19 protein-coding genes are annotated in these 22673 nt (G+C 44.7%); 8 read left to right on the top strand and 11 right to left on the bottom strand.

Translation table 11 applies throughout. The features are described 5' to 3' along the window. Positions 1 to 32 precede the first annotated feature (32 nt). Positions 33 to 521, top strand: a complete 489-nt coding sequence (locus tag AAEY72_RS06315; protein ID WP_189584927.1) for an Lrp/AsnC family transcriptional regulator — start codon at positions 33 to 35, stop codon at positions 519 to 521. Between the two features lie 5 nt (positions 522 to 526). Here the strand turns inward: AAEY72_RS06315 and AAEY72_RS06310 are convergent, their stop codons facing one another. The 5 genes from AAEY72_RS06310 to AAEY72_RS06290 all read right to left on the bottom strand — a co-directional run bounded on the left by AAEY72_RS06310 (position 527) and on the right by AAEY72_RS06290 (position 6978). After that, the gene (locus tag AAEY72_RS06310) at positions 527 to 1783 is read right to left on the bottom strand and encodes a YbfB/YjiJ family MFS transporter (RefSeq protein ID WP_352309887.1); all 1257 of its coding nucleotides are present in this window, start codon (positions 1781 to 1783) and stop codon (positions 527 to 529) included. 94 nt (positions 1784 to 1877) lie between these two features. Continuing rightward, entirely contained in the window at positions 1878 to 3230 is a 1353-nt protein-coding gene (locus AAEY72_RS06305) for an ABC1 kinase family protein (RefSeq protein WP_352309886.1), read from the bottom strand. A gap of 71 nt (positions 3231 to 3301) precedes the next feature. Beyond that, on the bottom strand, positions 3302 to 4096 hold the full coding sequence (locus tag AAEY72_RS06300) for a HesA/MoeB/ThiF family protein (RefSeq protein ID WP_502945355.1): 795 nt from the start codon (positions 4094 to 4096) through the stop codon (positions 3302 to 3304). A 42-nt stretch (positions 4097 to 4138) separates the two neighbouring features. Then, positions 4139 to 5011 carry a peptide chain release factor N(5)-glutamine methyltransferase gene (prmC, locus tag AAEY72_RS06295; protein WP_352309885.1) on the bottom strand — a complete coding sequence of 291 codons (873 nt, stop codon included), beginning with the start codon at positions 5009 to 5011 and terminating at the stop codon, positions 4139 to 4141. Between the two features lie 50 nt (positions 5012 to 5061). After that, the gene (locus AAEY72_RS06290) at positions 5062 to 6978 is read right to left on the bottom strand and encodes an AmpG family muropeptide MFS transporter (protein WP_352309884.1); all 1917 of its coding nucleotides are present in this window, start codon (positions 6976 to 6978) and stop codon (positions 5062 to 5064) included. 774 nt (positions 6979 to 7752) lie between these two features. Between AAEY72_RS06290 and katG the strand changes: the two genes are divergently transcribed. From katG to AAEY72_RS06270, 4 genes are all read left to right on the top strand, one after another. Next, positions 7753 to 9936, top strand: coding sequence for a catalase/peroxidase HPI (gene katG, locus AAEY72_RS06285; protein WP_352309994.1), 2184 nt, complete (start codon positions 7753 to 7755; stop codon positions 9934 to 9936). Between the two features lie 369 nt (positions 9937 to 10305). After that, positions 10306 to 11232, top strand: a complete 927-nt coding sequence (locus AAEY72_RS06280; protein ID WP_352309882.1) for a LysR substrate-binding domain-containing protein — start codon at positions 10306 to 10308, stop codon at positions 11230 to 11232. A 246-nt stretch (positions 11233 to 11478) separates the two neighbouring features. Continuing rightward, positions 11479 to 12498 carry an LLM class flavin-dependent oxidoreductase gene (locus AAEY72_RS06275; RefSeq protein ID WP_189584906.1) on the top strand — a complete coding sequence of 340 codons (1020 nt, stop codon included), beginning with the start codon at positions 11479 to 11481 and terminating at the stop codon, positions 12496 to 12498. A 30-nt stretch (positions 12499 to 12528) separates the two neighbouring features. Then, positions 12529 to 12675 carry a hypothetical protein gene (locus AAEY72_RS06270; protein ID WP_189584903.1) on the top strand — a complete coding sequence of 49 codons (147 nt, stop codon included), beginning with the start codon at positions 12529 to 12531 and terminating at the stop codon, positions 12673 to 12675. 99 nt (positions 12676 to 12774) lie between these two features. Here AAEY72_RS06270 and AAEY72_RS06265 read toward each other — a convergent pair whose 3' ends face one another. The 6 genes from AAEY72_RS06265 to ispF all read right to left on the bottom strand — a co-directional run bounded on the left by AAEY72_RS06265 (position 12775) and on the right by ispF (position 19024). Continuing rightward, positions 12775 to 13806, bottom strand: a complete 1032-nt coding sequence (locus tag AAEY72_RS06265) for an ornithine cyclodeaminase family protein (protein WP_352309880.1) — start codon at positions 13804 to 13806, stop codon at positions 12775 to 12777. A gap of 67 nt (positions 13807 to 13873) precedes the next feature. Then, entirely contained in the window at positions 13874 to 14833 is a 960-nt protein-coding gene (locus AAEY72_RS06260) for an AEC family transporter (RefSeq protein WP_352309879.1), read from the bottom strand. Positions 14834 to 15056: 223 nt separating this feature from the next. Next, positions 15057 to 16952 (bottom strand): tRNA uridine-5-carboxymethylaminomethyl(34) synthesis enzyme MnmG, encoded by a 1896-nt coding sequence (gene mnmG / locus AAEY72_RS06255; protein ID WP_352309878.1) that lies wholly within the window; start codon positions 16950 to 16952, stop codon positions 15057 to 15059. 272 nt (positions 16953 to 17224) lie between these two features. Next, positions 17225 to 17812 (bottom strand): hypothetical protein, encoded by a 588-nt coding sequence (locus AAEY72_RS06250; protein WP_352309876.1) that lies wholly within the window; start codon positions 17810 to 17812, stop codon positions 17225 to 17227. 201 nt (positions 17813 to 18013) lie between these two features. Continuing rightward, positions 18014 to 18364 carry a Grx4 family monothiol glutaredoxin gene (grxD, locus tag AAEY72_RS06245; RefSeq protein ID WP_010201219.1) on the bottom strand — a complete coding sequence of 117 codons (351 nt, stop codon included), beginning with the start codon at positions 18362 to 18364 and terminating at the stop codon, positions 18014 to 18016. Positions 18365 to 18532: 168 nt separating this feature from the next. Continuing rightward, complete coding sequence (gene ispF / locus AAEY72_RS06240; RefSeq protein ID WP_352309874.1) at positions 18533 to 19024, bottom strand: 2-C-methyl-D-erythritol 2,4-cyclodiphosphate synthase; 492 nt, start codon at positions 19022 to 19024, stop codon at positions 18533 to 18535. Between the two features lie 278 nt (positions 19025 to 19302). Between ispF and mnmA the strand changes: the two genes are divergently transcribed. The 3 genes from mnmA to AAEY72_RS06225 all read left to right on the top strand — a co-directional run bounded on the left by mnmA (position 19303) and on the right by AAEY72_RS06225 (position 22659). Continuing rightward, positions 19303 to 20520, top strand: a complete 1218-nt coding sequence (mnmA, locus tag AAEY72_RS06235; RefSeq protein WP_502945356.1) for a tRNA 2-thiouridine(34) synthase MnmA — start codon at positions 19303 to 19305, stop codon at positions 20518 to 20520. A gap of 68 nt (positions 20521 to 20588) precedes the next feature. Further along, positions 20589 to 21980 carry an adenylosuccinate lyase gene (purB, locus tag AAEY72_RS06230; RefSeq protein ID WP_352309873.1) on the top strand — a complete coding sequence of 464 codons (1392 nt, stop codon included), beginning with the start codon at positions 20589 to 20591 and terminating at the stop codon, positions 21978 to 21980. Further along, on the top strand, positions 21931 to 22659 hold the full coding sequence (locus AAEY72_RS06225; RefSeq protein ID WP_352309872.1) for a DUF2238 domain-containing protein: 729 nt from the start codon (positions 21931 to 21933) through the stop codon (positions 22657 to 22659). Before purB ends, AAEY72_RS06225 begins: the two co-directional genes overlap by 50 nt. Positions 22660 to 22673: the final 14 nt, after the last annotated feature.

Here is a 22673-nt window from a genome sequence, read left to right as displayed (position 1 = left end):
ATTAGATTATTTCACTAGCGAGTAACTATTCCATGCCTAGTAGTCATTCTGATAGTCCCATATTGACTGATATTGACGAGACTGATAGACGTTTATTGTGTTTATTACAGACTGAAGCCCGGATGAGTATCACCGAGCTTGCCGAACGTGTCAATTTATCTGCGACCCCTTGTGCCCGCCGCATCAAACGCTTAGAAGATACCGGCGTCATCACTGGCTATCATACCAAAACAGATGCGCAAAAACTTGGCTACCCGCTCGCCGTATTTATCGCAGTCAGTATGGATCGTCATACGGCTGAGCGTTTCGAGCAGTTTGAGCGCAAGGTCCAGAGTTTCGAGGAAGTTATTAGCTGTAGCATCGTCACAGGACGCACGGAAGACTATCTTATTAAAGTGAGAGTGCGCGATATGGCGCATTACGAGGAGTTTTTATTACACCGGCTCAATCGTATCGAAGGCGTGGCGCAAGTGCATACCAGTTTTGAGCTACGAGAAGTGTTTAGCCGCAGCGTGGTGTAAAGGGTTTAAGCACTTGTGGGTGACTGCCGATGGAACAATATTAATAGTACCAATCCAATCATCAATCCAATAGCAGCAACGAGCAACCCTGCATTGAAATTGTCGTCCTGCCCTGCCAAGGCCACAGTCACCAATGGCCCTAAAAACTGCCCCAATGCATAAGCCAGTGTTGCCAATGCGATTAGCAAATTAGAATAGGCAGGATTGATATTTTTAAACAAAGTGAGTGTCATCGATACCATACCAACGAAAGTTAGCCCTAAGATAGCGGCATTACCATACAAGCCAAGCGCACCATCGAACCATATGGGTAAGCACATACCAAATGCTTGCAATACCGTCAAACCCATCAAGGTTTTGGTTTCCCCAATTCGCTTGGCAAGTGCCCCCCACAAGGGGTTTGATAACATAGCAAAAATACCAACAACCAGCCAAATCAATAGTCCAGCATAAGTTTGCGCTGTTAACCGCTGCGCTGCCATCACTGGCAAAAAAGTCGCAGAACTGATATAACCAAACCCAGCAAGTACATAGCTCACAGAAAGTAGCGCAAGGGCTTTATGGTGACCAGCCACGGCTTCGTATAAGGAATGCTTAAAATTTAAATAGGTTTGATGCACTGATATGTGCTGTTTAGAACGAATGTTCTGAGATTCAGTATGTTGTGACTGTCTTGGTTTTATAGCATAGAGCAGCCACAAAAGCGGCAGACTAGTAAGACCTGCTACTAGCCAAATGACATCAAAATGATAACCCAATATTAACAGCCACCACGTCAGTATGGCGGAGGCGCTAATGCCAACACCAATACCTGCATAATGTACTGCCGAAAGTACAGAGCGACGCTCAGGACTGAGATTTTGAATCACAAACGAAGAGCTCAAGATCATTGCCACACCGCTCGCAATGCCTGCCAGCAAGCGAATGACATACCATAAATTTAACGATATAGATGGCACAACCAGCAGCATCGTTGTGACGATACTTACCATGACCCAAAGCGTCATGACCTGCCATGTCGCGCGCTGAGGTACGAACATGGCAATGAGCGCGCCGATAAAGTATCCAATATAATTGATTGAAGCCAACCAGCCTGCAATCGTCGTCGATAACGATAACTGCACCATAATATCAGGTAAGGTGGCGGTAAAGAGAAAACGTCCATAGCCCATAACCACTGCCATGCAGTAGAGACCGATACAGGCAATGGCAGCTTCGTTGGTAATCGTCGGGATCATACGGCTTTTAAGAGCCGTCATCATGACAAAGCCATTTTTGCGACCATTAGCACACAATCCTTTGTGTTAAAGCATTCAAAAGCAGTGACAAGTTAATAATGAAACATACAATAAAAACTTACGATACATTTAGTGCTGGTGGCATGGTTGCATCTATCTCTGTATGTCCCAGCATTTGCACACGTTGATCACTAAACATATCCATATCAGGCGCAAGCGTACGCATAAAACGGTCAAAATAGAGCATCTGCTTGGTCAATAAGGCAAAATCACGTGGAAAATGGATACCATGACGCTTACCGACTTCTACGATTTCTAGCATCATTTTATTCATCTCATCGGCTTGCTCTTTGCTGTTGAAAGGCACACCGCTGGTAAAGGCTTTATCCTCCGCCATGATGGTTTTCATCATACGCTGCAAATCATTGCCCAATGCCACCACATCGACTTTATTACCACCATGCGTCATTTCCATATCAATCATATGGCGTGCCATTGATTGATAGTCACTGTCCTGCATGGCTTGCATCATGCCCATACAAGCCCGCCAGCTTTCGGCTTTTAGTTTACCGACGATACCAAAATCTAAAAAGCCAATACGGCCATCGGTCAATAGCATCAAATTACCCGCATGCAGATCAGCATGGAAACTATTGCACAGCATAAGACTAGCAAACCATGTATTTAACGTATCTGCCATGACTTGCGCAGGATCAGCACAGTAATTGCGCATGAGCGACTCATCGACCATAGAGACGCCGTATAAGCGGCTCATGGTTAGTACGCGCTTGGTGGTCAGCGCTTCATATACTTTGGGCGCGACCACACGAGTGTTACCTGATACTGCTAAGAACTGCTGAAAATCACGGATGTTTTGCGCCTCAGCGATAAAGTCCGTCTCAGCAAGCATTCGCAAACGAATCTCATCGATAATAGGTGCAATGCTCGCAAACTTCATCGATGGCATGAGTAGCTCAACTAACTTAGTGACGCCATGCAATACGCCCAAATCCGTCTGCATGATGGTCTCAACGCCCGGCTTTTGCACCTTTAGCACCACCTCATCACCATTGTGCAAACGCGCTGCATGGACTTGGGCAATAGAGGCTGACGCTAGTGGCTTTGGGTCGATATGGGCAAACTTGTCATCAAGCGTCATGCCATCAATCGCCAGCTCTTCTGTGAGCACCTGTTCAATATACGCAAAAGACAATGGCGTCGTCTGATCCAAACAACTCTGGAATGCCTTCACATAATCGCGTGGAAACAATGACGGCGTACTGGCAATAAACTGGCCAATTTTGATATAAGTCGTACCTAACTGCTCAAAGGTTTCTTTGAGTAGCATCGCGTCAGGTTTTTCACCTTTTGCCACTCTCAGCGCAGATAAACCTGCCACGCTAGCTGTTTGGCGAACACGATTAACAACATTAAAAGTATGCTTTAATAAATGCGGACGATGAATTTTCATAAGAAACAACTATGGTAATAAAAGGAATATTTGGGGATAGATGATTACAAACGCTAAATATCGAGCCATTGCTAATGACTGGTGCACACGGGACATTGTGGATCTTGACGATAGCCCATGAGCCGTTGCTGCATCTGACTACCATCCCATATTAACAGCTTATTTGTCAGTGGATTTTTAGTTAATCCCAAATATTGCAACGCAGCATTGGCTTGCAAATTGCCCATAACAGCAGTGGTACTGGCTAGCACTCCTGAATTGGCGCAAGTACGCTCATCAGCGGCTTCATCAAGCACAACTGAACCAAACACGCAGTGATAACAACCAGTGTTCAAATGAGGCTCAAACAGTGCGAGCTGACCTTGCATCGCAATTGCTGAGGCAGATAATAGGGGAATCTGATAGCGCACACTAATACGATTGATGATGTCGCGCGTGGCAAAATTATCCGTGCAGTCCAGTAGCAAGTCAGGCTTACCTGTTGCCATATCGAGCAATTCATAGGCATTGTCTTCATCTAACCGCGCAACTGTGCCGCGAGTCTTTATCAAAGGATTGATGCGCTCTAACATGACTGCTGCGGTCAATGCTTTGGGCTTACCGATATCGTCCGGTAAAAACAGCGTCTGGCGTTGTAAGTTGCTTGCCTCAATCTCATCATCATCGATCAGATGGACATGGCCTACTCCAGCACGTACCAATGTTTCAGAAGCAGGGCAGCCTAGACCGCCTGCCCCTATTATGACCACGCGTGCTGTCTTCAATCGCAGCTGAGCGTCCATATCCCAACCGTCTAATAATACTTGCCGTGCATAACGGAGCAGCTCGTCGTCTGATAGCTGTACCAGCGCTTCTACCATAATCATTCAAAGCCTATAATCAAATAAGTTTACTAATAAAAAACTTGTCTACTGAGCTTGTCCTAGCGTAACGCGATCATTACCACCGTAGTCTTTTACGGTATGTACTGACTCAAACCCATTGTCTAGAAACAGCTGTCGAACAGCATCACCTTGATCATGGCCATGCTCGATAGCCAATAATCCACCTGCGCATAGGTATGTCGTGGCATGGGAGACAATATGCTCGATATCAGCCAGACCATGATTGGGCGCACTTAATGCGCTGATCGGTTCAGCTGTTAGATGGGCTAAATGCTCATCTGTCTCGTCAATATAAGGAGGGTTAGAAACGATGATATCAAACTGCGGCTCATCGCAAATAGGCAGCGCTTGATACCAACTGCTTTGGATAAATTCAACATTGGCAACATTATTACTCACCGCATTATGCTGAGCCACTTTAAGCGCCTCGGACGATAAATCGACTGCTACGACTTGCCAATTAGCGTGCTTTAACTCATGAGCAAGACTGATAGCGATACAACCTGACCCTGTCCCCAAGTCTAGCAATCGTTTATTACTGAGTTGCGCTAGCTGAGCGTTTATCCAGTTCAATACCTGCTCGACCAGCACCTCGGTATCGGGCCTAGGAATCAAAGTATGCTCGTTCACCTTAAAGTTAAGCGACCAAAACTCCTGCTGTCCGGTTAGATACGCAAGCGGTATGCCTTGCTGCATTTTCATTACACCAGCTTTGAACTGTGCCGTCTCGCTATCAGTTAGCTGATAATCTTCATCCGTCATCAGTGCTATCGCAGGCTTATCAATGACATACAGCAACCAGTCCGTGAACCAAAACGGGGGTAGCTGATTATCTGTATCGCCATTCGTCAGTTGCCTAATTTGTTGCTTTATTTGACGAATGGTCGATACGGTCATAGATAGCTCTTAAAATACGGTGAATGAATAAAGGTAAAATACTGCTTAGCCTACTCTGATGCGCGCGGTGGTTCTTTGGTATCCGTCAGGTTAGGATTGGTTTTGCTTAGCTTGTCACCTATACCATTACCGCCGCTGCCATCATTATTGTCATCGCCATAAATATCATCGTTATCACCAATGACAATATGTTTATCGACAAAGTAAATCAGTGCCAAAATTGGAATACCAATAGCAAAGGTAAAGATAAAGAAAAATGGGTAGCCCATATTATCGACGATGGCACCAGAATAACCACCCATCACTTTGGGTATCAGGGTCATCAGTGAGGAAAAAATCGCATATTGTACGGCGGTAAAGCGAATGGAAGTCAGTGCCGATAAGAAGGCAATAAATACGGCACTCGCAAGGCCTGCGGCCAAGTTATCAAAAATCACTGCCAAATACATGAATGGCAAACTGCCTGGATTGTACGTCAATAACACAAACAGTAAATTGGTCGCACAGGCTAAAATAGCACCAATCATCATAGCTTGCATAATACGGAAACGCTGAGCCAGTAGCCCGCCTAAGAAACCACCTGCAATCGCCATGATCACACCGACCAGTTTTACGGCATTGGCGATATCTGTTTTACTAAAGCCCATATCCTGATAAAAGACGTTTGAGATAACGCCTGCCACGATATCTGAGATACGATATAGACCAATCAACAACAATAGTAATAGCGCTTTTTTGCCATAGCGTCGAAAGAAATCTAAAATTGGCTCAATCCAAGTTGCCATGGCCACTTCTTTTTTGACCAGACCCACTTGGACCAATACATAGCCTGCCGCCATTGCCGCACCTAAGCTCACTAACAGATGCAAGGTTTCTACAAAGAAGCTGACAAACGCCCCTTCAAACTCTGGCAGGACTTGTCCCATCACTATATAAGCGGCAATAAAAGCAATCACTGAAAATACAAACAATGCTACTAATCTGACGTAGTCTTCACGAGTCTCAGCGACCAATGGTGCTTTATTAATGATTTTGGGCTGGTTAATAATGAAGTAAAGTAGCAACAACGGTGCGCACGCGACCAATGCCAAAAAGTAAAACTTAATAGCTGGCATCAGCATTAGTGGTATCAATGCCACTGTGCTATCAAACACTGTATTAATCAAAATATTAATTAGGTAGATAATACCAAACAGTAAACCCGGTACGAGCAGTAAACCAGAGTACACAAGGAATATTTTTAGATTGCTTTTTTGCTTTTGGGTTTGTACCGTCTCAGCGGTTGGCTCATAGCTGGCAAACGTCGTCAGCACCCCTAAGGTCATGACTCCTGCCATGATGTAGTAAGTATTACGCCATGCCTCATAGCTATAAAAAGTCTCATTCGAGCCAAAGTAATCCGCCAAATACAATGCGCCCGCCCCTGCCACAATCATGCCGATACGATAGCCTGACACATAGATAGAAGACAAAATAGACTGCATAGATGGCGGTGCCAACTCGATACGATAAGCGTCAATCACAATATCTTGTGTGGCAGAAGAGAAGCCAAGCAGCACGGCAGCGCCTGCCATATAGACCAGTACATCCTCACTGACAGGGTTCACTTTTGCCATCAAAATGATCGCCAGTACAATGAGTAGCTGCGACACGACCATCCAACTGCGGCGACGCCCAAGCCATTTGGTCAAAAACGGCACAGGAAGCGCATCAATCAATGGCGCCCAAATAAACTTGAACGAATAACCCAATGCTGCCCAACTAAACATGGTCACAACATTTCGGTCGATGCCTGCTTCTCGAAGCCATAATGATAAGCTTGAAAAAATAAGCAATATCGGAATACCCGCTGAAAAACCCAAAAACAACATAATAATGACACGGGGATCTAGATAAGCTTTAGCAGCCTCTCCCCAGGATTTCTTGACAAGTGGCTGATTGGGTGGCACAGATTTAACAGCAGACATAATAACTCACCGAAACTTGAGACAAAAAACACAACTGCGCACAATTTTTATCAATCATTTATAACAAAAATCCGCTATTAGCTGTCGCCAAAAAGGATTGATAAAAATTGCTCAGCGTTGCACAAAACGAGCATTACCACAAAATTCAATTATGGTACTTGAGAACGCCTACCTTGACTAGATATTTCTGCATTAACTTATCACGGACAGCACTCCACTAGGACATCTATTTCACAGTCGTAACAGGGGATATGATAATCTGTAATTAAGGGTAAAAATTTCCTGATCTTTCCATACATTCTCTTTGTTTTTAAGAGTACCTAACCATTCTTTTTTTGCTATACAGACCAAGATAAAATCAGCATGGGTTGGATTCTTGATACCCAGTCATGGCGTTAACCGTGCATCGGACTATAAACAACTTCAAGACTTTGATGATTGGTTATTTAAAACTTATGATTCTTATATATTAGTTTTATAAATACATAGTACTTGGTTATGCTTTGTGTATAGGCAACGGTCAACACGATTAACTGTTTGTCCTCTTTATCAACACATCTATCAACAAAGCCTAGGAGCTATACAATGTCCAACTCGACCCCCACCACAGCTGATAAGAACGCAACACCAGATGCTGGACGTTGCCCCGTTGATCATGACAGCAATGACAACAACGATGCACCAACCAATACAACTTATGACCAAGGTGATGATAAAGGCCCAACGATTCATAGTGAAAACGTGGATGAAACACATGCACCGCAGCGACCTAGCATGGGTGGCTGCCCAGTCATGCACCAAGCTCACACGACGACTGCATCCGCCGCAACCGATTGGTGGCCTAATAGTCTGAACTTAGACATATTGCATCAGCAGGACAAAAAAACAGACCCAATGGGTGAAGACTTTGATTACGCCGAAGCTTTCAAACAGCTTGACCTAGAAGCGGTCAAAACCGATTTGAAAAATCTAATGACCGAGTCACAAGAATGGTGGCCAGCAGATTGGGGTCATTATGGTGGTCTCATGATTCGTATGGCATGGCATTCAGCTGGTACCTATCGCGGTGCTGACGGACGCGGCGGCTCGAATACTGGCAATCAACGCTTTGCACCATTGAACAGCTGGCCGGACAACGTTAACCTCGATAAAGCCCGTCGTCTATTATGGCCGATCAAGAAAAAATATGGCAATAAACTGTCTTGGGCTGACTTGATGATTTTGGCAGGCAATATGGCTTATGAATCTATGGGCTTTAAAACGCTAGGTTTCGCTGGTGGTCGTGCTGATATCTGGCATCCAGAAAAAGACATCTACTGGGGCTCTGAGCGTGAATGGCTAGCGGCTACCAAAAACCGTTATGACAGCGACGAAGACCGTGCATCACTCGAAAACCCACTAGCAGCAGTACAAATGGGCTTGATTTATGTCAACCCTGAAGGGGTCGATGGCAACCCTGATCCGCTCAAAACAGCGCAAGATATGCGTACCACCTTTGCTCGTATGTCGATGAATGATGAAGAAACCGTCGCATTGACGGCTGGCGGACATACTGTTGGTAAATGTCATGGTAATGGCGATGCGACGATATTAGAAGATGAGCCAGAAGCCGCCGATGTTGCTGAACAAGGTCTAGGCTGGCGCAATCCTAAAGGCAATGGCAATGCAGGTGATACCGTCTCAAGTGGTATCGAAGGTGCATGGACGACCAATCCTACCCAGTGGGATCATGGCTACTTTGAGTTGCTATTAAACCAAAACTGGGCGTTGACCAAAAGCCCAGCAGGTGCATGGCAGTGGGAGCCGACTGATATCAAAGAAGAAGATCGACCATTAGACGCGCATGACTCAAGTGTCCGCCGCAACCCAATCATGACTGATGCAGATATGGCTTTGATCAAAGACCCTATCTACCGTGAGATTTCAGAAAAGTTCCATCAAGAGCCTGCGTACTTTGACGAAGTATTTGCCAAAGCATGGTTCAAGCTGACTCACCGTGATTTAGGTCCTAAAACTCGCTACTTAGGTGCAGACGTGCCAAGCGAAGATTTTGTATGGCAAGATCCTATTCCTACAGGCAATACGGAATTGACCGCTGATGATATTGTGACGCTAAAATCGCAAATATTAGACAGTGACCTTAGTCGTCGTGAGTTAATCATTACAGCATGGGACAGCGCACGTACGTTCCGCGCGTCAGACTATCGCGGCGGTGCCAATGGCGCACGTATCCGCTTAGCCCCGCAAAAAGACTGGACAGGCAATGAGCCTGAGCAATTACAACGTGTGCTTGAGACATTGACACGCATTCAGTCTGGTTTTGACAAAGACGTCAGTTTGGCTGATCTTATTGTGTTGGCTGGTAATGCCGCTATCGAACAAGCAGCGAACGAGGCAGGCGTAGACGTTACTGTACCGTTCAAAGCAGGCCGTGGTGATGCTGATGGTGACATGACCGACGCTGAATCTTTTGCAGATTTGGAGCCTTTACACGATGGTTATCGTAATTGGGTCAAGCGAGACTATGCGGTATCGCCTGAAGAGATGCTGCTTGATCGCACTCAACTAATGGGCTTGACCGCGCCTGAAATGGTGGTATTGGTTGGTGGTATGCGAGTTCTCGATACCAATCATGGTCAAAGCCAACATGGCGTCTTTACTGACCGTGCTGGCGTACTTACCAACGACTTCTTTGTCAACTTAACAGACATGAACCACACGTGGCACCCTGTAAAAACAGGTGATGATACTGCCGGTAACTATGAAGTACGCGAACGCAGTACTGGCAAGATAAAATGGCAAGCGAGCCGTGTGGACTTAGTGTTTGGTTCAAACTCTATACTACGCGCTTATGCTGAGCTATACGCGCAAGACGATAATTTAGAGAAGTTCGTTCGTGATTTCGTTCGTGCTTGGAACAAGGTCATGAATGCCGATCGTTTTGATATCGCTGACTAGCCTTTTGTACTTAGTCTGACGCTATTTATTAAGGTTGACGGTACGGATTAAATCCAAACTCTACAAACAGCTATCTTTTAAAAGGTGGCTGTTTTTTTGTTGAATAATGCGCTTTTATTGCAGTTTCAAAACTAGTTATAGTCACAATACCCCAAAAACGCTACGATACTGCTGATATATCGATATTTCTTTTCACTGACTGTAGCAATTAGGTTATAACCTCTATATTCCTAATTATTATTAATTCATAGCTATTTATTATATACAAGAATAATAGATTTGATTTACACTGGTCGCTTACGGCATATTTGTCCGTTTTTATTTCTATATACAGACAGGATTTGTATATTTATACAATAGGATTCAGTTATGGCAATCGACGTAGTGGTCAATCAGCGGCACTTGCAAATTCAACTCAAGCAGTTGGAGACGGTGTGGCATACGGTGATCAATGGCTATAACTTAAGTCAAGCGGCAACGGTACTGCACACCAGTCAATCAAGCTTATCCAAGCATATTGCAGCGCTTGAAAACCAACTAAAAACTGAGGTGTTCGTGCGTCAGGGCAAGCGCTTGACCGGTCTGACGACCATGGGTACAGCGCTCATGCCGCATATCGAGTCCATCTTTGCTGAAATCCGTACGATTGAGAACTTGAGCCTCGATTTTAACAATCCCAATGTCGGTACCTTAACCATTGCTACCACCCATACGCAGGCGCGTTACGTGTTGCCGCAAGTGGTCAAAGAGTTTAAAGAACGCTTTCCTAAAGTGAATTTAATCTTGCAACAGGCGGATCCTGAGACCATCGCCCAGATGGTGATACGCGGGCAAGCTGACATCGGTATCGCAACCGAGTCGTTGCTCCATAATAACTATCTGCGCTGTTATCGCTATTATGACTGGACGCATCGCGTTATCGTGCCAAGCGATCATGAGCTTGCCAGTCACGAATCTATTGATTTGCCGACCCTTGCCAGCTATCCAATTGTTACCTATCATGGTGGTTTTACCGGACGCGGTGCGATTGATAAAACCTTTACAGATGCAGGTCTTGAGCCAGATATTGTTTTAGCAGCACTCGATGCCGATGTGATCAGCACTTATGTTGGTCTTGGTTTAGGGATTGGTATTATCGCAGAAATGGCTTTTGAGCCAAGTCACTATCAGAACTTAACAGCTATTCCAGTGGATCATTTTGGCCGCTTTACCAGTTGGATGGCGGTAAGGGACGATGCCGAAATTCGCCAATACGGTCGTGCTTTTATGGAATTATGCCAAAAGCAGTTTAGCTAGTAGGCTCAGCACAGTAAATTCAGTTCCATAAGCTCAGCTAAAATGATATTTACTTAAAGAAGAAAAGGCATCGCTATCATCAAATAGCGATGCCCTTTTTTGTTATCCTTATTTACATCTGCCTTTATATCCATAATAACTACCCCATTATATGAAGTGACAAGCGTTCAATGGTTGCTATAAACAGCCTATATAAGACTGTCAGAACGACCATGAATGCTTTTAACTTTATAAAACAGGTGATCTATGAGTAATACCATTCCCTTATCCTTTTTAGATTTAGCCCCCGTTCCTGAAGGTCATACCATTGCTGAAGGTATCGCCCAGACGGTTGAGACCGCACAGCTTGCAGAAAAAGTCGGCTTAAACCGTTATTGGATGGCAGAACATCACAACATGCCTGGCATTGCGAGTGCGGCGACCTCAGTACTACTAGCGCATATTGGTAGTCAAACCAAGCGAATACGTATTGGCGCAGGCGGCGTGATGCTTCCTAACCATGCCCCACTGGTGATTGCTGAGCAATTCGGAACGTTGCAAGCGCTCTATGGCGACCGTGTCGACTTAGGTTTAGGCCGTGCTCCTGGTACAGATGGTGCAACTTTTCAGGCACTACGCCGTCAAATGCAAGATGCTGATCGTTTTCCACAAGATGTACAGGAATTAATGTACTTTTTAGGCAATACGACTGACAACAGTCCTGTCCAAGCATTCCCTGGCGCTAAATCAAATATCCCTATCTGGATATTAGGCTCATCGCTTTTTGGGGCGACCTTGGCCGCACATTTAGGACTGCCTTACGTGTTCGCTTCCCACTTTGCACCGCAAATGCTTAGTCAGGCAATCTCTACTTATCGTGAACAGTTCAAGCCTTCAGCCTATTTAGACAAGCCATATGTGATGGTAGCAGCGAACTTACTATTGGCTGATGACGATGCGACTGCCCATTATCACTTTACCTCAGCGCAGCAGAGCTTCGTACGTTTGCGCCGTGGTGAAACGGGTCAAATGCCAAAACCAACTTACGATATGGATAGCATCTGGAGTCAAGCAGAGAAAATGATGGTGGACAATGCGCTATCGATCTCGTTCATTGGCTCTGTTGAAACGGTCAAGCCCAAATTGGCTAAGTTCCTTGCCCAATATCAGCCAGATGAGTTGATTGTCACTGCAAACGTCTATGATCAAGCAGCACGTTTGCGTTCACTTGAACTTACACCTGAGCTAAACTTGTTTACTTTACAATCGGCAGCCGCACTTGCATAATCATTCATAACTTTTAATGAGATTATGGTTATGGAACCGTCTGCCTTTATTGGTTCGTCAATATTTTTGTACATTATAGCGTTCATCGCTGTTATGGTCGTTGGTGGGTATTTAACGTATCGTACCAGTCCAAAACGCAAGCAGCGCCGTGAAGATAAGCGCGATAGAGATAACTAAAGCTAATGTCAAAAGCCCCCTTTTCTTATTTGAAAAGGGGGTTTATTTATTGCTGATTAAGGTGTAGCACTTTTGCCAATTGTTCTGTGATAAACAGTATTACCTATCAACTGATGAGCCGATATTTTTTTGCACAGCCTGTTTGGCAATATACAGAGCGACTGCCGCATCGAAACTGGCGGCACCTACTGATTTAAATAGGGTGATGCCTTTTTTAGACTTAGTCTTATCTTCTTTTAGCTCGCCTGTTACCAGCGCTTGTAAGTCGCCACTAAGATCATCCCATGTCCATGCGCAGTCATCAGCATTATGCGCTTGTATCAAATCGCCAGCCTCGTGGCGACTGCCAGCCAAATCATCCACGACAACCATATTACTACCTGCCACCACATCATTACTAATCTCTTTCATCGAGGGCTGATAAGCACCAACGGCATTGATATGTGCATCAGATTTAATTTGTTCGATGCCAAATAAGCCTTCGGTTGCGCGAGTCGCTACGTTGATAATATCGGTATCACGGATAGCGTCACCGATCTCTTTGCAAACCTGAATCTCAACGTCCCACTGCGCATAATCACGAGCAAATTTAGTCTTAAATTGCTCAGCACCTTCATTGTTTCTGTTCCATAAATACACTTTTTTAATATCAGGGCGCACTGTCATTACAGCATGCAGCTGCTCATAAGCCATACCGCCACAACCGACAACTGCCACACTTTGGCAATCAGACTTTGCCATGTATTTGGTTGCGATACCTGATAAGGCGGCCGTACGCACTTGCGTAATATAAATGCCATCCATAATCGCTAATATCTCACCTGTATCATTGTTGGAGACAGTGATGATAGCGGTGGTCGTTGGCATATTACGACTGGGATTATCAGGGCAAATGGTGACTAGCTTCACCGTGGTGTACTCTTGGTCACCATCATAAATAGTCGCTGGCATTGATAAATGCGAGCCTGAGCTGTGATTCTTATCTTCACTAAAGGTCTCAATAACCAAGCGCTCAGGTGCTTTAACCCAATTAGGATGTACTGCTTGCTGAGTTAATAAGCTTTCAATCGCCTCAATCGCAGCTTGCATATTGAGATGTTCGGTCACTACCGCTTGGTTTAATAATTGCATTGACATGGCTCCTCTTTGGATTTTTATTATTGAACTCGTCTCTTATCTTATCATGTTAAAAAGGGTGCTACATCAGCCCCAATGCACGCAACGTTGCCGCGCCAATCGCCATTCCAAACATGCCTACGACGGTGGTAAAAGCTAAGATATTCGCGGCTAACACATCATTACCACCCATGGCTTTTGCCATTACGTAGCTGGCGGCAGCTGTGGGTGCTGCTGCCATCAAAAACAATACACCCATATGCACACCTGATAGACCAAAACCCAATCCAATAGCGATGGCAATCAATGGCGCAATGACAATACGACCGATACTGGCCTGCATGGACAACCCAGAAGGGTGCAACATTGACTTCAAATCAATACTGGCACCGGCGCAAATCAAGGCTAACGGCAATGCCACCGCGGCGAGTAAATCACCAGTCGTATGAATCACACCTGTAATAGGTGGTAGCGGTAACGCCTTATAAGCAAATGCCGCTACCAATGCGATGATCAATGGGTTGGTAAACAGCTTTCTGACAATCATGGTACTGCGACTAACCCACGTATCGTCCATGCTTTTAGACACGCGACTGAGGGTTATAACCGCTAAGATATTAAACAATATCGTCACCACACCCATATAGACTGCACCGATGCTTAAGCCCCGCTCCCCATAGGCATTAGCCACCGTTGCCAGTCCAATAATGGCCATATTGCTCCGAAATATGCCTTGTACAAACACCCCTTGATCAGCCGGTTTGCTCACAAAATATTTGGCGTAAATCTCTGCACCAATAAACAAAATAAATGTCACCAAAATACCAGCCGCTATCAGCGTGATTTGTTTGCTGTAATCGACATCACTATCGACAACGCTAAAAAAAAGCAAACACGGCAAACAGTAATTAAAGACAAAGCTCGATGCTTGGTCAATAAACGTTTGGCTTGCCTCACCACGTCTTTGCATAAAAAAACCCAACCACATCAAGGCAAGGTTGGGCAGGACAATAGTAATGGCAAAGACAATAGCATCAATCATAAATAGGCTCAATTCGATGACAAGCCCATCATAATATGGACATCAACGAGATAAATTAACAAGTAATAATGAAACTCTCTGACCCAGTATAGAGACAAAGTAGCCTGTAAAACAAGGTCGTGTCGTTTTCTTTTGATGGCAACTTTATTTTTGACAAATAAAAACCCGTGATAACGTATTATCACGGGTTTTTTTGTACTCTATATGCGTGATTGTGCTAAGTTTAAGAGCCCAAAGCCGCTTTCGCTTTTTTGTGCTTTTTGACCGTCATTGCCAAGAGCTGTATGGCAGCAGGCGTAACGCCGCTCACACGTCCAGCTTGAGCCAGCGTAGCAGGACGAACTTGCGTGAGCTTTTGCACAATCTCATTTGATAATCCTGATACCACACTGTAATCAAAGTCTAGTGGCAGTGCAGTATTCTCTAGACGCTTCATTTGATCGATGTCTTCTTGCTGACGATCGATATAACCTGCGTATTTGACAGAAATCTCTATCTGCTCACCCACTTGTGTGTCAACTTTTGAATCTGTAATAGCAGCAATATCAGCAAAGTGAATCTGCGGACGCTTAAGCAAATCAAAGGCTGTCGATTCTTTAGAGAGCACTTCACCAGTTTGCTCAGTGACTTGTTTGCCTAGCGCATTGGCAGGTGTTGCCCACATATCTTTTAGGCGTGAAGTCTCTGTCGTAATCGCTTCCATTTTTTCTTGATAAGCCTGCCAGCGCACATCATCTACCAAGCCAAGCTTACGACCCGTCTCAGTTAAGCGTTGATCCGCGTTGTCTTCACGTAGCAGTAGACGATATTCTGCGCGGCTCGTGAACATGCGATATGGCTCAGTCGTGCCATGGGTAATCAAATCATCAACAAGCACACCAAGATACGCTTCATCGCGGCGCGGTGTCCACGTCTCAAACTCACTATTATTAGTGGTGACGAGTGCCGCATTAGTACCTGCTAGTAGACCCTGCACGCCCGCTTCTTCGTAGCCAGTCGTTCCGTTAATTTGACCAGCAAAGTACAAACGATCAATAGACTTAGTCTCAAGCGTTGGCTTCAGATTCTGTGGATCAAAGTAATCATATTCAATCGCATAACCTGGGCGAGTAATATGCGCGTTTTCTAACCCTTTCATACTATGAATAAAGTCTAACTGCACATCAAACGGCAAACTGGTTGAGATACCGTTTGGATATAGCTCGTGCGTGGTCAGACCTTCTGGCTCAATAAAGATTTGATGGCTGTCTTTATCCGCAAAACGATGGATTTTGTCTTCAATCGATGGACAATAACGTGGACCCACGCCTTCGATTTTGCCAGAGAACATCGGTGAGCGGTCTAAATTCTCACGGATGATGTCATGGGTGCGCGCATTGGTATGCGTGATATAGCAGTTGACCTGCTCTGGATGCATCGATACATCACCCATGTAGCTCATCACTGGCAACGGCGTATCACCCGGCTGTACGGTCATCACACTAAAGTCAACGCTACGCGCATCGATACGCGCTGGTGTACCAGTCTTTAAGCGACCAACGGGTAATTTCAATTCACGTAAACGGTCAGCCAGCTTGATAGATGGTTGATCTCCTGCGCGTCCACCTTTTGAGTTTTCTAAACCGATATGAATCACACCGCCCAAGAAAGTGCCTGAAGTCAAAACCACTGTTTCAGTCTTAAAGATAATGCCTGTCGAGCTGACAACCGCCGTTGCGCGACCATTTTCTACCAAAATATCATCAGCGCTTTGCTGAAATAAATCTAGGTTGGGCTGGTTCTCTAATGTATGGCGAATAGAAGCCTTATAAAGAATACGATCCGCTTGCGCACGTGTCGCGCGTACGGCAGCACCTTTACGGCTGTTCAATACGCGAAACTGAATACCCGCTTTATCGGTTGCTAGCGCCATGGCACCGCCTAACGCATCAATCTCACGTACCAAGTGTGATTTACCAATTCCGCCAATCGCTGGATTACAGCTCATCTGCCCCAACGTCTCAATATTATGCGTCAACAGCAAGGTCTGCGCGCCCATACGTGCGGCTGCCAAGGCAGCTTCCGTACCGGCATGACCGCCACCGATAACTACCACGTCGTAATGTTTTGGATATTGCATGCATGCCTCGCTTGAATGACGATATTTCTGGCGACAAGTTATGGATTATTGACCATAACTTGTCGCGTGATAAATAGGCGTCAATCGTATTTTAAGAACGGATAAGGTAAATCGCCAAAACCCTTTAGAAACAAAAGGAGCTTAATAGATAACTGGTCATTATAACAATTTTTTGATGCTTAAAAAACGTTACTGCAAAAACTATTGAAATTAAGCTTTCGCAGTACCCTTTAACCCATGAGCACTTTCTCGCAAATGCTAAATTATCATGATTACTTCAGGTCTAAGCTGTTACCAGGACTCAGCGGTACAATACGATCTGCCTGACCACTACCCAGCATATGATGACTACCATAACCCTCTGGATTAATCTGTAAATAAGCATTCATCTGACCAATCGCATCACCATCATCACTGGCTAAAATCTGTTCTTTAATCATATCTACTGGCGGCAATGGCAAGTTCTTAAGTAGTGCCAAGCGCTGATCGTTATCACCTTTATTGACAACCAGCTCAATAAGCTGACGGGCATCAATCGGTAGATCTGGCGTGTTTTGTGCCAGCAAAGCTAAATGGTAAGCACCTGCCGTATCTTGATCCGCAACGACACGTTGTTCGATAGCAATATAAGTGCCTTCAGTCGCACCACCCGCCACACTGAGCTGATGAATACATTTGAGTGCTGAGTTTGGCTCGTTACCTGCAATTTCTGTAATGCGCGTCGATTCACTTTTTAAGTAGTCACGGCGCTTTTCAATCGCAGCTTGCTCGGCGGCTTCTTGCTGCTTATTTTTTTGGTCATTTTCTTGATCAGCCGCTTGTGGTTCAGTGGGTTCATTATTATTTAATTTAGTATTCATAAGTCTCTCTTATTATGTAAACTGGGTTTATCTTGAACACTATATGGGGTTAAAACCTATAAAAACAATCAATTGCATAGACAATAAAAAACCCGAGCAGCCAGTCCAATCGGTTAAGAGAGGCTACTCGGATTCGCTGTGCTTCATTATTATGCGACGATTATTTAGACATTAACACAGTCCAATAAAAGCGCTTAAATATTAGGCAGCAGGGCTGTTTGCTTCAACCAACGGCTTAAGCTCACCTGATTGATACATCTGCAAAATGATATCTGATCCGCCCATCAGCTCGCCATCAATCCATAACTGCGGGAACGTTGGCCAATTGGCAACTTTTGGCAACGTTGCACGGATTTCTGGGTTTTCTAAAATATTTACAAAGGCAAACGGACGACCGATCTGAGTAAGAACCTCAATCGATTTAGCAGAAAAGCCACATTGTGGAAATTGCGGCGTGCCTTTCATGTATAAGATAACTTTATTATCTTTGATTTGATCACGGATCAATTGTTCAACATCGTTTGCAGCAGTATTTGGGGTTTGTTCACTCATAAAAGCTCCTATTGATAAAGCGGTTCATTAAAATGGTTATTTATATAATAAAACAATTATATGAAGATATGGGGCAATCGTCATAGTATTACAAGCAAAATCTACATATCGGTTCAGCCAATCATTCTTTTAGTCAATCGCTCTCTAGCTAGGTTCGATGACGTTAGGTTAGATGACAGGAACTAATAATACCACGGCATTAGCCATGATGCCTTCTTGCCGACCGGTAAAGCCTAGTTTTTCAGTGGTGGTCGCCTTAACACTGATATTACTGACTAGCGTTTGCAAATCACTGGCGATATTATCACGCATGGCTTGACTGTGCGGTGCAAGCTTGGGGCGCTCACACATGACGGTGATATCAGCATTGCCTAGCCGATACCCTGCTTCTTGTACTTTACCATAGACATAACGTAGCAAGACTCGTGAATCCAAGCCTGCATGCGCCGCATCGGTATCAGGAAAATGTTGACCGATATCACCAAGTGCCAGTGCACCAAGCAGCGCATCCGCGAGGGCGTGTAACACTACATCTCCATCGGAATGCGCAAGCAAACTGTGGGTATGCTCAATAGGCACGCCTGCTAAGATGACATATTGCTGCTGCTGACCATTATTATGAAAAGCATGAACGTCGATACCTTGACCAATTTTTATCATTATTATTCCAAATTGAGCGTGATTAAAATAATTGAAAACCACTATCTGAATTTTTAAAGCTATTTTCTGACGGTAAGACCGCTTAGCTCGCCACCAGTTTTAATTAACTGGTATAATATGACGCTTATTTTATCATAATACCCAGTCTAAGAGATAAGTCCAAAAGATAAGCTGAGATTATCAAATCGCTAAGCCTGTTAACCCTAGGGGTTACATTAATTTCAGTAGTCGTTCAAATTTGGATAAGGTATAAAAAGTTGAGCCGCTCTATGTCAGTCATGCCAAATACTTCAAGCATATCCGTTTCTGATTCTTTTAACGCCCAGCGTCCTTTAACGCTTGCCGATATCGATAATCCTAGCAGCAAGCATGTGATTGTCGGTATGTCAGGCGGGGTCGACTCTTCCGTATCGGCCGTCTTGCTTCAGCAAGCAGGCTTTAAGGTCGAGGGTCTGTTTATGAAAAACTGGGAAGAAGATGACGGTACCGAATACTGTACAGCAATGGACGATTTGGCCGACGCACAAGCGGTGTGCGATAAAATCGGCATGAAGCTGCACACTGCCAATTTTGCCATGGAATATTGGGATCGGGTTTTTGAGCACTTTTTAGCGGAATATAAAGCTGGACGTACACCCAATCCAGATATTTTATGTAATAAAGAGATTAAGTTTAAGGCGTTCTTAGACTATGCCTTGACCCTTGGTGCCGATTACATTGCCACTGGTCACTATACGCGCCGCAGTATGAATTACACCAACGCCAATGGTGATGAGGTCGCTCAGCTATTACGCGGCTTGGATAATAATAAAGATCAAAGCTACTTCTTACATGCGGTTGGTGGCGATAAAATTGCCAAGACGCTATTTCCAGTTGGCGAGCTCGAAAAACCTGTCGTACGTCAGATTGCAGAAGAGCATGATTTGGCGACGGCCAAAAAGAAAGACTCTACAGGTATCTGCTTCATCGGTGAGCGTCGTTTTAAGGACTTTTTACAACAGTACTTGCCTGCCCAAAAAGGCGATATCGTGACTGACGATGGGCATACCATCGGCACTCATGATGGCTTGATGTATTATACCTTGGGTCAACGTGGCGGTATCGGTATTGGCGGTGTCAAAGATCGCCCAGAAGAACCTTGGTTTGTATTGGCAAAAGACCTAGACAAAAACCGTTTGATCGTTGGTCAAGGGCATGAGCATCCAATGATGCTCAGTAATGAGCTGACCGCTTATAAAATGGATTGGGTCGACGGCCTGCCACCTGCAGATGTATTCAGCGATGAAGGTTTACGCTGTATGGCAAAAGCTCGCTATCGCCAGCCAGACCAAGCGTGTCGTGTATTTGCGACAAGTGCTGACGGAAGCGATGTCCGCGTGGTATTTGACGAGCCACAACGCGCAGTCACTCCCGGTCAATCAGCAGTCTTTTATATTGATGAGGTTTGTTTGGGCGGTGGCATGATTGCGTCAATTGATGCGCCTTGCGGATTTTAAGCATACTTTTTTCTTGTATTTTAATATTTTTTAACTTCGTTCACTTTCATAACCAATGAGGCATGACCATGACTCCACTTACCGCACTCTCCCCGATTGATGGCCGTTACGCATCAAAAGCTGACAGTTTACGCCCTTATTTGTCTGAATTCGGTCTAATCAAAGCTCGCGTCACCGTTGAGATTCGTTGGTTGCAGTCATTGGCTGACAACAGCGCAATTGGTGAATTAGCAGCATTTGATGACCAGACCAATGCTTTTTTGAATGCAATCGTTGATGATTTTAGTGAAGCAGATGCGCAAGCCATTAAAGACATTGAAGCCACGACCAATCATGATGTAAAAGCCGTTGAGTACTTCATCAAAGACAAATTCCGTGGTCAGGAGGCCTTGGTTGATTCGCTAGAATTCATTCATTTTGCTTGTACCAGTGAAGATATCAATAACTTATCGTATGCGTTGATGCTCAAAGACAGCCGCGAGATTGTGGTTGCTAAGATGCAACAAGTGACCGATAGCATCGTTGATTTGGCTATTACTCATGCAGACCAGCCTATGCTGTCACGTACCCATGGTCAGACCGCTAGCCCAACAACCCTTGGTAAAGAAATGGCAAACGTGGCCTATCGCCTAGCCCGTCAAATCAAACAAATCAACCAAGTAGAGCTATTGGGTAAAATCAATGGCGCGGTTGGTAACTACAATGCGCACTTCTCAGCTTATCCTGATGTTGATTGGCAAACGCATGCTGAGCAATTTATTAATGAGCGTTTAGAGCTAGCCTTTAATCCTTACACCACGCAAATTGAGCCGCATGATTACATCGCTGAGTTGTTTGATGTAGTAAGACGCTTCAATACCATTCTGATCGATTTTAACCGTGATATTTGGCAATATATCAGCTTAGGCTATTTTAAACAGCGTCTAAAAGATGGCGAAGTGGGTTCTTCTACCATGCCGCATAAAGTCAACCCGATTGATTTTGAAAACTCAGAAGGCAACTTGGGCGTTGCCAATGCAATGTTGGCACATTTGGGCGAAAAACTGCCTATCTCACGTATGCAACGTGACTTATCAGACTCTACCGTATTGCGTAACATCGGTGTCGGTCTGGCACAAAGCATGATCGCTTTTGACGCTTGCTTAAAAGGCGTTGGTAAACTTGAATTGAATGCGCAGCGTTTGAATGATGACTTAAACAATGCACAAGAAGTATTGGCTGAGCCGATTCAAACCGTAATGCGTCGCTACCGCGTGGAAAACCCATATGAGAAGCTTAAAGCATTGACCCGCGGTAACGCCATGACTCGCGAAGCCATGCTAACGTTTGTTGAAAGTGATGAATTGTCCGCCGTTAGCGACGCTGACAAAGCGCGCCTACGTGACATGACACCAGCGACTTATATTGGTAATGCCACTGAGCAAGCCCGCACGATTAAAGATTGGATTGCCAAGCTTTAGTTGGCTGCTATTAACAGCTAGCAAAAAACAAGCGGGCAACATGCAGCGAAACTTTAAATCAGTAGCTGTTAGTACTATGGCGGTATTCATCGTTATGGTACTGGCAAGTATTGAGCCTCTAGAATGGTCAAGCTACCTACTACATCAGTTGGGTACCTTGATTTTTTTAGGGTTGATGCTGTTCTCATATCGCCACTGGCATATTAGCTCACGCTCCTATGTCCTCGCTTCGATGTTCCTATTCGTTCATATTATAGGCGCACGTTATCTATATTCATATGTGCCCTATGATGATTGGACACAGCTCATATTTGGTGTCAGCTTAAACGATTTGTTTGGTTGGCAGCGTAATATGTATGACAGGCTCGTACATTTTAGCTATGGGCTTTTGCTATTCAGTGCGATGGTTGAGAGCTCAAAATTTATTTTTAAGATATCATCCATCAAACTTTTGATAGCCATTGCACTCATGATTAATATGTCATCAAGCCTGCTTTACGAGCTATTAGAATGGGGAATTGCAGCGACTTTATCGCCAGAAGCGGCAGAGGCTTACAATGGTCAGCAAGGTGATAGTTGGGATGCCCACAAAGACATGGCGTTAGCACTACTCGGTGGGCTGATTGCTGCGGTGATTACTCTATTTCAAACTCGCCACGATAATGTCGTGATCAAGTAGCCGGAAACAACAGC

It is taken from the genome of Psychrobacter sp. W2-37-MNA-CIBAN-0211 (assembly GCF_040309405.1).
Taxonomy (GTDB): domain Bacteria; phylum Pseudomonadota; class Gammaproteobacteria; order Pseudomonadales; family Moraxellaceae; genus Psychrobacter; species Psychrobacter glaciei.
The sequence above is the reverse complement of the archived record's forward strand: the minus strand, read 5'-3'. Positions and strand labels throughout refer to the sequence as shown.